This window comes from Streptomyces sp. x-19 (genome assembly GCF_046549115.1).
Lineage (GTDB): Bacteria > Actinomycetota > Actinomycetes > Streptomycetales > Streptomycetaceae > Streptomyces > Streptomyces albulus_C.
On the sequence record NZ_JAJPWK010000004.1, the window covers coordinates 57,184 to 70,740 of the forward strand.

General features: G+C 71.9%; 10 protein-coding genes. 4 read left to right on the forward strand and 6 right to left on the reverse strand.

Features of this window, described 5'->3' with window-relative positions:
* Nucleotides 1-32 precede the first annotated feature (32 nt).
* On the reverse strand, nucleotides 33-842 hold the full coding sequence (locus ACLJT4_RS12780) for an NAD(P)-dependent oxidoreductase (protein WP_411122419.1): 810 nt from the start codon (nucleotides 840-842) through the stop codon (nucleotides 33-35).
* 72 nt (nucleotides 843-914) lie between these two features.
* The gene (locus ACLJT4_RS12785) at nucleotides 915-2,243 is read right to left on the reverse strand and encodes an MFS transporter (RefSeq protein ID WP_411122420.1); all 1,329 of its coding nucleotides are present in this window, start codon (nucleotides 2,241-2,243) and stop codon (nucleotides 915-917) included.
* Between the two features lie 863 nt (nucleotides 2,244-3,106).
* On the opposite strand from ACLJT4_RS12785, the gene ACLJT4_RS12790 reads away from it, so the two are divergent.
* Nucleotides 3,107-3,826, forward strand: a complete 720-nt coding sequence (locus ACLJT4_RS12790; protein ID WP_411122421.1) for a class I SAM-dependent methyltransferase — start codon at nucleotides 3,107-3,109, stop codon at nucleotides 3,824-3,826.
* Between the two features lie 474 nt (nucleotides 3,827-4,300).
* On the opposite strand, the gene katG is transcribed toward ACLJT4_RS12790, so the two are convergent.
* Nucleotides 4,301-6,505 (reverse strand): catalase/peroxidase HPI, encoded by a 2,205-nt coding sequence (gene katG / locus ACLJT4_RS12795; RefSeq protein WP_411122422.1) that lies wholly within the window; start codon nucleotides 6,503-6,505, stop codon nucleotides 4,301-4,303.
* A gap of 563 nt (nucleotides 6,506-7,068) precedes the next feature.
* Here katG and ACLJT4_RS12800 point away from each other — a divergent pair.
* Both ACLJT4_RS12800 and ACLJT4_RS12805 read left to right on the forward strand, forming a co-directional pair.
* Nucleotides 7,069-7,479 carry a Fur family transcriptional regulator gene (locus tag ACLJT4_RS12800; protein WP_411122802.1) on the forward strand — a complete coding sequence of 137 codons (411 nt, stop codon included), beginning with the start codon at nucleotides 7,069-7,071 and terminating at the stop codon, nucleotides 7,477-7,479.
* Between the two features lie 236 nt (nucleotides 7,480-7,715).
* The gene (locus tag ACLJT4_RS12805; RefSeq protein ID WP_411122423.1) at nucleotides 7,716-8,858 is read left to right on the forward strand and encodes a PP2C family protein-serine/threonine phosphatase; all 1,143 of its coding nucleotides are present in this window, start codon (nucleotides 7,716-7,718) and stop codon (nucleotides 8,856-8,858) included.
* A gap of 85 nt (nucleotides 8,859-8,943) precedes the next feature.
* Here ACLJT4_RS12805 and ACLJT4_RS12810 read toward each other — a convergent pair whose 3' ends face one another.
* Complete coding sequence (locus ACLJT4_RS12810) at nucleotides 8,944-9,588, reverse strand: LysE family translocator (protein WP_331248722.1); 645 nt, start codon at nucleotides 9,586-9,588, stop codon at nucleotides 8,944-8,946.
* Nucleotides 9,589-9,800: 212 nt separating this feature from the next.
* On the opposite strand from ACLJT4_RS12810, the gene ACLJT4_RS12815 reads away from it, so the two are divergent.
* Nucleotides 9,801-10,565, forward strand: coding sequence for an SDR family NAD(P)-dependent oxidoreductase (locus ACLJT4_RS12815; RefSeq protein WP_411122424.1), 765 nt, complete (start codon nucleotides 9,801-9,803; stop codon nucleotides 10,563-10,565).
* A gap of 44 nt (nucleotides 10,566-10,609) precedes the next feature.
* On the opposite strand, the gene ACLJT4_RS12820 is transcribed toward ACLJT4_RS12815, so the two are convergent.
* Nucleotides 10,610-12,226, reverse strand: a complete 1,617-nt coding sequence (locus tag ACLJT4_RS12820; protein WP_411122425.1) for an MDR family MFS transporter — start codon at nucleotides 12,224-12,226, stop codon at nucleotides 10,610-10,612.
* 114 nt (nucleotides 12,227-12,340) lie between these two features.
* Entirely contained in the window at nucleotides 12,341-13,555 is a 1,215-nt protein-coding gene (locus tag ACLJT4_RS12825; protein ID WP_411122426.1) for a glycosyltransferase, read from the reverse strand.
* Nucleotides 13,556-13,557: the final 2 nt, after the last annotated feature.

The following is a 13,557-nucleotide window of genomic DNA, read 5'->3' on the forward strand; positions in this document are numbered from 1 at the left end:
GGCCGGCTTCCCGGCGCCGGCGGGACGGGGGCTCACATCGCGTCGAGCAGCGCGAAGGTCTCCTGGAGGCTGGTGGGCACCTGGCCGTTGGCGGCGGCCATGTCCCGGGCCATGTGCAGTTCGGACGTGGTCCGGTCGCGCACCACGGCCGGGGCGCCCCGGCCGGTGACGATCGCCTCGTCGAGGTCCGAGTAGTGCGCGAGGGCCCAACTGGAACCGGTCGACGAGGCCAGCGCGCCGCGCAGGACGTCGGGGTCGACGCCGAGCGCCCGTCCGGTGCCGAGCGCCTGGAGCGCGGCGTGCCGGTTGCTGTAGAGCAGCCAGTTGTTGCAGAGCTTGACGGTCATCCCGGCGCCGGTGGGCCCGGCGTGCACCACGTTGTCGGCGTAGCGGTCCAGGACGGGCCCCACGGCGGCGACCTCCTCGGCCGTCCCGCCCACGAACAGGGACAGCGAACCCTCGCGGATCAGACCGTTGCGCCGGCTGAGGGCGGCGTCCAGCAGGACGTGCCCCTGCCGCCGCACCTCCTCGGCCAGTTCGCGGACGGTCTGCGGGGTGAGGGTGGTGTGCAGCACCACGTGGGAGCCGGCGGGCGCCGCGGCGCACAGCCCGTCGGCACCGAAGAGCAGGGCGCGCACGTCGTCCGGCCGCTTCACGACGACGAGGTGGACCGCGGCCGCACGGGCCGCCTCCGCCGCCGTCGAGCAGCGGTGGAAGTTCCCCGCCGCCAACGTCACGTCGGACACCGGGTCGTACGCGTGCAGTGCGACACCGCGGGACACCAGGCACCGCGCGATGTCCGCGCCCATTTCGCCGAGACCGTACAAGGCAAGGTTGGCCACGTCGTGGTTCCTTTCGTGAATTCCATCGGGTTTCGGCAGGCCGGTCCGGGGGGAACGGGAGGCACCGGGGCGTCAAACGGGGGCCTCGACGCGGGGCGGCGGTGCCTCGGCCCGGGATCGGGCCAGCATCAGCACCAGCCCCGAGCCCAGGCCCAGCACCACCACGGTGCCGAGGTAGACCGTCCCCACGGACAGGCAGGTCAACAGTGCGGCGACGGCGAGGGACCCGACCAGTTGCGCGGGCCCCTGCACCGCGCCGAAGACGGCGAACGCCTGGGCCGAGCCGGCCGGGCGCCAGCGGTCCTGGACTTCGCTCTGCAGCGCCGCGTCGCCCCCGCTGAGCAGGCCCACCACGGCGTAGAGCCCGATCGCCCACACCGGGTGCGCGACGCTCAGACCGAACACGATCTGGACGCAGAAGCCGACGAGGACGACCTGCGGTGCCCGGGCCCTGGTCCACTGGCCCAGCGCGCCGCCGGAGACCAGCACCCCGCTGATCATCGCCGCGAGGGCGAAGCAGGCGTTCGCCGTGCCGGCGATCCAGGAACGGTCGGCGGCACCGCCGGTCAACAGCGGGACGAACATGCTGAAGCCGAGGGTGTGGGTGAGTTCCATCAGCAGCAGTGCGGCGGTGAACAGCCCCAGGCGCCGCGGTGAGAACACGTCCCGCCACACGCCGGTGGTGGCGGAGGCCCGGTCCGCGGCGGCGGGCGGCTCCGCCGTCCCGGACGCGACCGTCCCCGGCGCGCCCGCGGGCTTGCGGAACGACGCCCCGTTGATCACCACGAACACCACGAACTGCAACACCAGGCCGACCGCGTACGACAGGGCGCACAGCCCCAGCGACCCCTCGATGCCGATCGACGACGCCAGCACTCCGCCGAGGGCCCAACCGACCACCACGGCCGCCTGGGTGGCGACGGCCAGCATCGCGTTGAGCCAGGTCAGCTGCTCCAGGCCGGTCGTCTGGCCGGCGACCCAGCCGCGCATCGCGGGCAGGTAGAAGGCCCCGAAGGCGGCGAAGAGGAACATGCCGACGTAGATCTGCCAGGCGTGCACGCCGCCGGCGCGCACCAGCTGCCAGAGCGTCACGGCGACCACGAAGGCGCCGGCGTCGGACAGCAGCATCACCCAGCGGTGGTCGACGAGTTGGTTGACGAACCGGACGGCCCGGACGAGCAGCAGCGCGGGCAGCGCGCCGACCGCCACGACCAGGGGCGCGCTCGCCGGCGAACCCGTCACCCGCAGCGCGAGCAGGGAGAGCAGGAGGAGCAGCAGGGCGGAGGTGCTCTGGCTCTGCAACGTCGACACGATGACCGTGCCCACCTCGCGCCGTTCGGTGGGTTCGAACCCTTGCCAGATCTCGGATCGGGAACGGGTGCGCACCGACGTGTGTCCCACTCAACCCACCTCCCGAATTCCGATTTCTTTTCGATGCGCAGCACTGCACGGCGGGACGCTTAACGACAGCAGGCCGTCCAGGACGTCAACACCCCTTCGGTCACGGCACGGAGAAACACGCATGCAGCGATTCCCGAAAACCCAAGCATGATTTCTCGGAATCGGTCAACCAAGTCCAGTGCGCACCAAGGGTTTTGGCTGAAACGCCGGCATCCGGACCCCCACTCATCACACCATCGGAAACAATGCCGTGCCACCGCCGCGGGTTGCCGCCCTGCGCGCCCTCCGCCTTGAATTACCGGCCCGAAGAACTCCGGACGACACCCGCGTAAAGCCGCCGTGACACTTCGTCGAGAAGCTGGATTCACGGCCGGTCGCGGCCGCCTCAACGGCGCCCCTCCGGCGCGCCGGGACGATCGAATCAGGTCAGCATGCCCCCGAGGGAAACCCATGACGAGATATTCATACGCTCACGAGAAGGGCGGAGATATCGCGCCTTCCCCAACCGGAGGAAAAATTTCGGAGGTTCGTACGGCACCCCTTGATGCGCCCCACCAAGGGCTTGGAAACCGACCTCGGCGACCAACAAAAAGGCGTCCCGGCACTGGCTGATTTCCCTCGGCGTACGCCGGAGCCGTAAAAGGCGGCGGGTAGCGCAAAGGCCGGTGGGTAGCATGACGCCGACTTTTCCCGGCCCCCGTCCCATGCCGCCGGCACCGCAGCAGGCCGGCGCGGGACCGGACGACGACGACCCACCGGGCGCGCGCCCGACCCGATGTCGCGGGAGCTCTCGACCGCGCACCGGTCCGCCCGTCCGGACGGCGCCCCCACCGACCGCCCCACACCACGAGGAGCCCGGCACCGTGACACCCGCCCAGTGGGAGGCCCTGCTCTACGACTGGCACAACGCCCACCGACTGCGCCGGCAACGCGACGACACGGCCTACTGGACCCGCCTGACCGAGCCACACGACTCCGTGCTGGTCCTCGGAGCCGGCACCGGCCGCGTGGCGGGCGCCCTGGCCCGGAGCGCGAAGCGCCGGGTGACCGCCGTGGACCTCAGCCGGGAACGACTCGCGCGCATTCCCCGCACTCCGGGCCTGCACCCGGTCTGCGGGGACATGCGCAGACTCCCGCTCCAAGGACCGCACTCCGCCGCCGTCATCCCCTATTCGACGCTCCAGTTACTCTTGACGCCCGAGGACCGGGAACGGGCCCTGACGGAAACCGCCCGCGTCCTCGCGCCGGGCGGTTCGGTCCACATCGACGTCAGCGAGAGTTTTGACTCCCGTACCGAAACCGACTGGCAGCTGAGTCTCGCCGAGACCTGCCCGGAGGCCGGCGGGCCGGTGGAAGAATGGGAGCGTAGCCGCCTGCACGCCGACCACGTGGCGATCGAGAAGCAATTCCGCCGGGCCGGTCGGGTCCTCACCGAGGTGACGGAACGCTGGGTCTATCACCGCGCCCTCGACCTCGCCGAAGTTCTCGCCCGCACGGGTTTCGAACTCCTGGGAATCGACCGCGGATACGGCCGGGACAGCTCCCCCCACCGCCTCGTCTACCACGCCCGACGAAGGCACTGAACCGCTGCGCCGACGCCCGTCGGCCTTTCACGCCTCCGCTGCACGACACATCCCTTCTCCGCACCCCTCCCCCACCTTTGGCTAATGCCTCGCGGAATGCTTGCAGTGCTGCGCGGCCACGCGGCCACGCGAATGCGAACCGGCAATCACCCACCACCAGTTCCCGCGAACTCCGGAGCGGCACGGGACGGGTGGCGTCGTCGGCGCCTACGCCGTCGCCACCTGTGCCACCGCGCTGCCGACCCGACAGCCCCGCAACGACGGCAGCCATCCGCTTGGACGCCCACCCCGACCTGGCGGCCGACGCGATGTCCGAGGTGACGTCGACGGTGCAGGACCTGACCGGGCACGCACCGCGGACGTTCGACGCGTTCCTGGCGAGCCGGTACGCGGGGCTCGACCGGAGCACGCCAGAACGAGGACGTCCGGGCCGACCCCGACGGGTCGACCCGGACGTCACCGGACGGTCGGAGATCAGGCGAGGTCGAACCGGTCGAGGTCCATGACCTTGGCCCACGCCGCGACGAAGTCGGTCACGAACTTCTCCTGCGCGTCGTCGCTCGCGTAGACCTCGGCGACGGCCCGCAGTTCGGAGTTCGAGCCGAAGACCAGGTCGGCACGGGTGCCGGTCCACTTGACCGCGCCGCTGGCGTCGCGGCCCTCGAACGCGTCCTGCGCCGAGGACGTCGACGTCCACGTGGTGTCCAGGTCCAGCAGGTTGACGAAGAAGTCGTTCGTCAGGGTGCCCGGACGGTCGGTGAGGACGCCGTGCTTCGACTGGCCGTGGTTGGCGCCCAGGACCCGCAGGCCGCCGACGAGGGCGGTCATCTCCGGGGCGCTCAGCATCAGCAGGTTCGCCCGGTCGAGCAGCAGGTACTCGGCCGGCAGGCGGTTGCCCTTGCCGACGTAGTTGCGGAAGCCGTCGGCGGCCGGCTCCAGCGCGTCGAACGACTCGACGTCCGTCTGGTCCTGGGCGGCGTCCACCCGGCCCGGCGCGAAGGGCACCTCGACGTCGAAGCCGGCGTCCTTGGCCGCCTTCTCGACGGCCGCACCGCCCGCCAGCACGATCAGGTCGGCCAGCGAAACCTGCCTGCCGCCAGCGGAGTTGAAGGATCCCTGGATGCCCTCAAGCGTGCGCAGCACCTGTGCCAGCTCGTCGGGGTCGTTGACCTCCCAGTTGCGCTGCGGCTCCAGCCGGACGCGGGCGCCGTTGGCACCGCCGCGCTTGTCGCCGCCGCGGAAGGTGGAGGCGGAGGCCCAGGCGGTCGAGACCAACTGGGCGACCGTGAGGCCGGAGCCGAGGACCTGCTCCTTGAGGGCGGCGACGTCCGCCGCGTCGAGCGGCTCACCGGTGCGCTCCGGGAGCGGGTCCTGCCACAGCAGCACCTCGGAGGGGACCTCCGGCCCGAGGTAGCGCACGACCGGGCCCATGTCGCGGTGGGTCAGCTTGTACCAGGCGCGGGCGAAGGCGTCCGCGAACTCCTGCGGGTTCTCGTAGAAGCGGCGCGAGATCGGCTCGTAGATCGGGTCGAAGCGCAGCGACAGGTCGGTGGTCAGCATCGTCGGCAGGTGCTTCTTCGACGGGTCGTGCGCGTCCGGGATGACCGCCTCGGCGTCCTTCGCCACCCACTGGTTGGCGCCGGCCGGGCTCTGGGTGAGCTCGTACTCGTACTCGAAGAGGTTCGTGAAGAACCCGTTGCCCCACTGGGTCGGGGTGGTGGTCCAGGTGACCTCCAGACCGCTGGTGATCGCGTCGGGGCCCGCGCCGGTGCCGTACGAGCTCTTCCAGCCGAGGCCCATCTGCTCCATCGGGGCGCCCTCGGGGTCGGCGCCGACGTTGTCCGCCGGGCCGGCGCCGTGGGTCTTGCCGAAGGTGTGGCCACCGGCGATCAGGGCGACGGTCTCCTCGTCGTTCATCGCCATCCGGCGGAACGTCTCACGGATGTCGCGGGCCGCGGCGAGCGGGTCCGGGTTGCCGTTGGGGCCCTCGGGGTTCACGTAGATGAGGCCCATCTGGACCGCGCCGAGCGGGTTCTCCAGCTCCCGGTCGCCGGTGTAGCGCTCGTCACCGAGCCAGGTGGTCTCGGGGCCCCAGTAGACGTCCTCCTCGGCCTCCCAGACGTCCTCGCGCCCGCCGGCGAAGCCGAAGGTCGTGAAGCCCATCGTCTCCAGCGCGACGTTGCCGGTGAGGACCAGCAGGTCGGCCCACGAGATGCTCTTGCCGTACTTCTTCTTGACCGGCCACAGCAGACGGCGGGCCTTGTCGAGGCTGGCGTTGTCCGGCCAGCTGTTGAGCGGCGCGAACCGCTGCTGGCCGGCACCGGCGCCACCGCGGCCGTCGCTGATCCGGTACGTGCCGGCGCTGTGCCAGGCCATCCGGATCATGAGCGGGCCGTAGTTGCCGAAGTCGGCGGGCCACCAGTCCTGCGAGGTGGTCAGCACCTCGGCGATGTCCCGCTTCACGGCCGGCAGGTCCAGGCTCTCGAACGCCTCGGCGTAGTCGAACTCCTCACCCATCGGGTTCGCCACCGCGGGGTTCTTGGCGAGGATCTTCAGGTTGAGCCGCTCCGGCCACCACTGACGGTTTCCACCGCCCTGGGTCGGGTGGGCGGCGCGCCCGTGCGCGACCGGACAGCCGCCTTCGCCGTCTACGGCCTGTGCGTCGTGGATCTCAGACATGGGAATCCTTCCGGATGAGGCGGATCACCGTGCTCAGCAACCGCCAGCAGTGGAACACTCGGGGCGCATGCCCCAGTTGGACGACCTCGGCCTCGGTGACCGGGAAGCTGTTGTGGGCGGACACGATCGGGCCCGGGGCCCCACCGGCCGTGCGGTCGCCACCGCCGGCCGGCTGGATGCTGCGTGGGGCTCCCGCCATGGTGAACGGAGCGGGGCGGGCCCGGTCACGGTGTGCGGGGAGACGCGGCCCACCCGACCGCACGCCCCGGGGGTGAGCGCCGCGACGCCGACGTGGTCACCGTCCAGGCTCCGGCGCCGCACGCGTGGACGACGCACTCGGGCTGACGCCCGCCCACGGGCTGCGGTGGCTGTCCGCGACCGACACGACGGGATTCGGTGGTGAGCGGAGCCGTCTGGTGAACCGTCACGTGCTTTTCCCTGCGATTGTCTCGTCCCTTGGCTATCGCAGGAACAGATCCTACGATGGACCAGGTCCAAGTCAATACAGCAACCAGATCCATACGAGTTCATGAGCCAGACACTGCATTGTGAGGCCGGTGACCATGAGCGACCTGCTGGAACGGCTTCGCGGACGCGGCTGGCGGATGACCGCCCAGCGCCGGGTCGTCGCCGAGGTGCTCGACGGCGAACACATCCACCTCACTGCGGACGAGGTGCTCGCGCGCGCCACCACCCGGCTGCCGGAGATCTCCCGCGCGACCGTCTACAACACCCTCGGCGAACTCGTGTCGCTCGGTGAGGTGACCGAGGTGACCACCGACGGCCGCGCCAAGCGCTACGACCCGAACGCCCACCGTCCGCACCACCACTTGGTCTGCTCGCGCTGCGGCGCGATCCGCGACGTCCACCCCGCCGGCGACCCGCTGGCCGACCTGCCCGCTTCCGAGCGGTTCGGCTTCGCCGTCTCCGGCGTCGAGATGACGTACCGGGGCGTGTGCCCCGACTGTGCCTGATCCCGTCCCGAGGTCCCGCACGGTGGCGCGGTGGGTCGGTTCCACGGCTTCCTCGGGCCGCACCCCGGTCACCGGTCGGCTACGGACCGTACGCGCAACGCGGCGGGCGGCCGCGTGCCGGCTTCGTCCGCCGTCCCGTGCACGCGTCGACCGCCGGCCCGGCCACGACTGGCAGGCCCCCTCGGGCGCGGGGATGCTTGTGGTGTGCGACAGCGCGACGGAGCGGGAGCCGGGGCGTGAGGGGCTCGCGCGCGGGGCGCCCGGCCCTCGGGCGCTGGTGCCTGCGCCACCTCCAGTTGCTGCCCGTCGTCCTGCTCGTGGTCGGCGCCCTCTTCGACTACGCCACGTCTCCGCACATCAGCGCGGAAGCCTTCTACACGGCAGCCCCGATGACGGCCGCCGCCCTGCTGTCGCTCCGCGCGACCGTCCTCGCCGGCATCGGAGCCTGCGCCACCGACATCGCGCTGCTCACGCACTTCGGACTCATCACGGACTCCGGTGGGTGGAGCGAGCTGGCGGCCGTGGTGACGGTCTCGGCCCTCGCCGTGGTCGTCAACCGCCTCATGTACTACAGCCACGTGCGGCTCCAGTCCGCGCGCCGGATCGCCCTCGCCGCGCAGCGCGCCGTGCTGCCGCAGCCGCCGTCCGCGATCGGGCCGTTGCGGATCGCGGTGCGCTACCAGGCGGCGGTGAAGGACGCCCAGATCGGCGGCGACCTGTACAGCGCGCAGGACACCCCGTACGGCGTGCGCTGTCTGGTCGGCGACGTGCGGGGCAAGGGCCTGGAGGCCGTCAAGGTGGTGGCCGTCGCCATGGGGGCGTTCCGGGAGGCCGCCGAGGAGGAGGCCACGCTCGTCGGGGTGGCGACGCGGGTGGAGCGGGCGTTGCTGCGGGAACGGGGGCGGCGCACCGGCCCCGAGCGCATCGAGGGGTTCGTGACCGGAATCCTCGTCGAGATCCCGTACCGCGACGGTGAACTGCGGCTGGTCAACCGCGGCCACCCGGCGCCGCTGCTGCTGCACGCCGGCGAGGTGCGGAGCGCCGAGCCGCCCGAGCCCGCCCCGCCGCTGGGCCTGGCGGAGCTGGGCACCGTCCAGGAGCGGGCCGACACGGTGCCCTTCCCCGCGGGAGCCACCCTGCTGCTGTTCACCGACGGCCTGAACGAGGCCCGCAACCGCACGGGAGACTTCTACGACCCCGCGACCGGGCTGTCCGGGACGGACTTCCCCGGGCCCGAGGCGCTGCTCGACGACCTGCTCGCACGGGTCAACCGGCACACCGGCGGCCGCATCACCGACGACATGGCGCTGCTCGCGGTCACCCGGACAACGGCGGCACCACATCCGGGGCCCGACGCCCGTCGTCGCGGGCGCCGATGACGAACGCGCCTCCTGGGCCGCACGGTTGGCAACGGCGACTGGCCGCGGAGTACCGTGGGCCGACCGCGAGCGGTGCGGGTGCGTGTCAGTCCGCGCGCCCCGTGGCCGCCACCGTCACGCCCAGGCCGATCAACGCGAGGCCGCCCGCCCCGCCGACCCCGGACAGGCGGCGCTCCGAGCGGGTGAGCCAGGAGCGGGCCGCCGCGGCGCCCAAGCCCCACAGGGTGTCCGTGATCAGGCCGATGACGACCGGGACCAGGCCCAACGCCATCATCTGGACGGGGAGGTGGCCGGCCGCGTGGTTCACGAACTGCGGCAGCACCGCGGCGAAGAACACCATGCCCTTCGGGTTGGTGGCGCCCACGAGGATGCCGTCCAGGACCGTCCGGAGATCGCCGCGCCGCTCCCCCACCGGGGCGTCCGGGTTGGCCGCGCGCAGGTCGCCGCGGTGCCGGAACGTGTGCACGCCCAGGTAGATGAGGTAGGCCGCGCCGGCCAGCTTCACGGCCGTGAACACCGCCGCCGAACGTTCCACCAGCGCACCGAGCCCCCAGGCCACGGCGCATACGAGGGCGTAGGAGCCGATCAGGTTGCCGAGGACCGTCGCGAGCGCCGTGCGGCGGCCGTGCGCGAGGGCCCGACCGACCACGAACAGCACGCTCGGCCCCGGAATCACGATCACCAGCAGCGACATGGCCGCGAACACGAGCACGTTTTCCGTGGACACCACGTGTGCAGCACCTCCTCACAGTGCGATCCGGTGGGCATCGAGCCGATCGAACCAGATGGCGGGCCGTCCTCTCCAGGGCCCCACCCGCATCGCCCCGCCGAGTTCCCGCCCGCCCGCTCGCTCGCGACCGGACCACGAACCCGAACTTAGGCTAGGCTAACTTCACTTGACTTTGAGGGAAGGCTCTACGGAACACGATCGAGGAGCACACGATGGGAAACCTCAGCGGAAAGGTCGCCTTGGTCACCGGCAGCAGTCGGGGCATCGGGCGGGGCATCGCCGAGCGCCTGGCCAGGGACGGCGCGCTGGTCGCCGTGCACTACGGCCGCAACGAGACGGCGGCCACGGAGACCGCGGCGGCCATCGCCGAGGCCGGGGGCCGGGCGTTCGTCGTGGGGGCCGAACTGGGCGTCCCCGGCGACGTGGACACGCTCGTGGCCGGGCTGGAGGCCGGACTGCACGCGCACGGGGAAGCGGCGATCGACATCCTGGTGCACAACGCGGGGATCAACTTCATGGGGCGGCCGATCGAGGTCCTCACCCCCGAGGAGTTCGACCAGATGGTCGCGGTCAACGTCAAGGCGCCGTTCTTCCTCACCCAGCGGCTGCTGCCCCGCCTCCGCGACGGCGGCCGGATCATCAACATCTCGTCCGTCTCCACCCGCATCGCCTCGGCCCACGGCATCGGCTACCCGCTCACCAAAGGGGCGTTGGAAGTCTTCAGCCAGACCCTGGCGAAGTACCTCGGACCGCGCAGGATCACCGTCAACGCCGTCTCCGTCGGCTTCACGCACACCGACATGACCGCCGAGGTGCTGGCCGACCCGGCCAACCAGGAGCGCAACATCGGCCTGACCGCCCTCGGCCGGATCGGCCAGGTCCGGGACATCGCCGACGCGGTCGCCTTCCTGGCCTCCGACGACGCGCGCTGGGTCACCGGCACCAAGCTCGACGTCACGGGTGGCGTCAACTTGTAGCCCGACGCGACGGGCACGCCGCCCCCGCGGTCGGCCGGCCGTCGCTACTCGTCGGAGAGCGTGAGTTTCGGGACCCGCCAGGCCGCGATCAGGAAGGCGACCAGCGTCACCGCGGCGCCGGTGAGGAAGACCAGGCGCATCGAGGACACGTACCCCTGGAGGAAGGGCAGCGCCGCACCGGGGTCGAGGGCGCGCAGGAAGGCGGAGTCCTGGAGTTCGACGCCGCCGCCCGGGCGCAGGACCCCCGCCAGGGCGTGCGCGTTGTCGGGCCGGGCGAGCAGTCGGCCGTAGGCGGGGTCGTGCCGGGCCGCGGCGAGCCGGTCGGCGATGTGGCCGGCCGCCGTGCTGAACAGGATCGACAGGAAGGCCGCGGTGCCGATCGTGCCGCCGTTGGAGCGGAAGAAGTTCACCGACGCCGTGGCCGCGCCCATGTCGGTGCGGGGTATCTCGCACTGCGCCAGCGTGGTGAGCGTCTGCATCGACGCGCCGAGCCCCGCGCCCATCAGGGCCATGCCGACCATCGCGTGCCACAGCGGACTGTCCTCCCGCAGGGTGGCGAAGACGAGCATCGCGGCAGTCAACGAGCCGGCACCCGCGACGAGATGGACCTTGAACCGGCCGGTGCGGGCGATCAGCCGCCCCACCAGCAGCGTGATCGCGAGGTTGGCGGCGACCGTGGGGAGGGTGGCCAGACCGGCCGCCATGGGCGTCATGCCACGGACGAGCTGGAGGTAGAGCGGCAGCGTCGTCATCGCGCCGAACATGCCGATGCCGACGACGAAGTGCAGCCCGACGCCGAGCCGGAAGGTGCGGATGCGGAACAGGCGCAGCGGTATCAGCGCGGCATCCCCCATCCGTCGCTCCACCACGACGAACGCGGCGAGGCCCAATCCGCCTATCACGTAGGCCAGCAGCGCCGGGGGCGCGTCCCACCCCCAGGTGCGTCCCTGCTCGGCGACGGTCAGCAGCGGCACCAGGCCGACGGCGAGGGCGAGCGCGCCGGGGTAGTCGAGCCGGTGCCGCACGGGTCGGTGGGGGAAGCGCAGCACGCGGACGATCGCGACGGCGGCCGCGACGGCGAGTGGCACGTTGATCAGGAAGATCCAGCGCCAGCCGGCGATGCCCAGCAGCGTGGCCCGGTCCGCGAAGGCGCCGCCCACCAGCGGGCCGACGATGCTGGCGCCGCCGAAGACGGCCATGAAGTAGCCCTGGTAGCGGCCCCGTTCGCGCGGGGTGGTGATGTCGGCGACTATCGTCATCGCCAGGGATATCAAGCCCCCGCCGCCGATGCCCTGGACCGCGCGGAACGCGGCGAGTTGGTAGATCGATCCGGCCGTGCCGCACAGCAGTGAGCCGGCCGTGAACAGCGCGATCGCGGCGAGGTACACGGGCCGACGGCCGTGGATGTCGGAGAGCTTGCCGTAGAGCGGGGTCGCGAGGGTGGCGGTGATGAGGTACGCGGTGGTCACCCATGCCTGGGACGTCAGTCCGTGCAGGTCGTCGGCGATGGTCCGCAGCGCGGAGGAGACCACCGTCTGGTCCAGTGCCCCGAGGAACATGCTGAGCACCAACCCGGACATGACGGCGGTGATCTGCCGGTGGCTGAGGCGCGCGGGTGCGTCCCCGGCCGTGCCCTGTTGTCGGGCGTCGGAGAAGGTCACGTGTGGTCCTTGGGTGGGCGGTTGGGGTTTCGAAGGGGCCGGGTGACGGGGCGTGCCTCCCGTCACCCGGCCCATGGGACTACCGGCTACCGGCTACCGGCTACCGGCTACCGGCTACCGGCTACCGGCGAGCCCTTCCAGGTCACCGACGGCGTGCTCGACGCCCGGCAGCGTCAGCATCGCCAGTTGCGCCGACCGGGCGCGCGCCCGGGGTGCGGGGTCGGCGAGGAGCTTGCGGCAGGAGTCGGCGATGCCGGCCGCGCTGCGGTCGGTGAGGTGGCGGCCCAGGCCGAGTTCCTCCACGCGGTCCGCGTTGGCGTACTGGTCCCCGAAGTGTGGCAGGACCGCCAGCGGCGTGGCGGTGCGCATCGCCTCGCGGATGCTGTTGAAGCCGCCGTGGGTGAGGAAGAGGTCGACGGACTCCAGCAGCAGCGGCTGCGGGACCCGTTCGACGACGCGCACGTGGTCGGGCAGCCCCGTGGTGTCCAGCGCCATCCCGGACGTCGACACGACGACCGTGCAGTCGTCGAACTCCGTCAACGCCTCCGCTATCGTGCGCAGGCTCTCGCTGCCGTCCGGCATCTCGATGGGCAGCGGCACGGACCGGCCCCCGGTGCGTGCGTGCAGGACCGGGAGGGCGGTGCCGATGGCGGCGTACACCAGCGGCCGGTCCGTGGGCAGTTGGGCCGCCCACTCGGGCAGCACACCGCGGCGTTCGACGTCCACCGTCTGCCGGTAGGCCCACGTCTGGGGCAGGTGCTGGGCGAAGGAGAAGGCGGACGGTACGTAGTCGACGCGGCCGTGCGGGACGACGGACAGCGGGTCGTCGTGCACGGGCAGGTCCAGCTCCGCGCGCCGCTCGTTGAGCTGGGGCAGCACCTGGACGGGGTCCAGGATGTTGCTGAAGCCGGAGGGCGTCGGCAACTGCGGGACGCCCAGCAGTTCCGCGGTGAGCACGGCACCCATGTCCATGCCGTCCCGCAGGATCAGATCGGGGCGGAAGTCACGGGCGAGGGGCAGCAGGACGTCCAGGTGCGGTTTGACGCCGGGACCGGCCACGCTGCGCAGCATCAGCCGGCTCAGCTCCGCCATCCGCTCCGCCTCGTCGGTGGTGGCCTGGAGGTCGGCGAGGTAGGGCGCCAGCCCGGCGGTCGGGTCGAACTCCGGTAGGACGGCCTGCACTTGGACGTCGTCGTCGCGGAAGACGGGGGCGAGGGCCTCGGTGGTGACCACCACCACCTGATGTCCGGCCTCGGCGAGGGCGCGCAGGAGGGGCAGCTGGGCACGCCCGTGGGAGGGGCTGCCGAGCGTGGTGCACAGAACCCGCATGG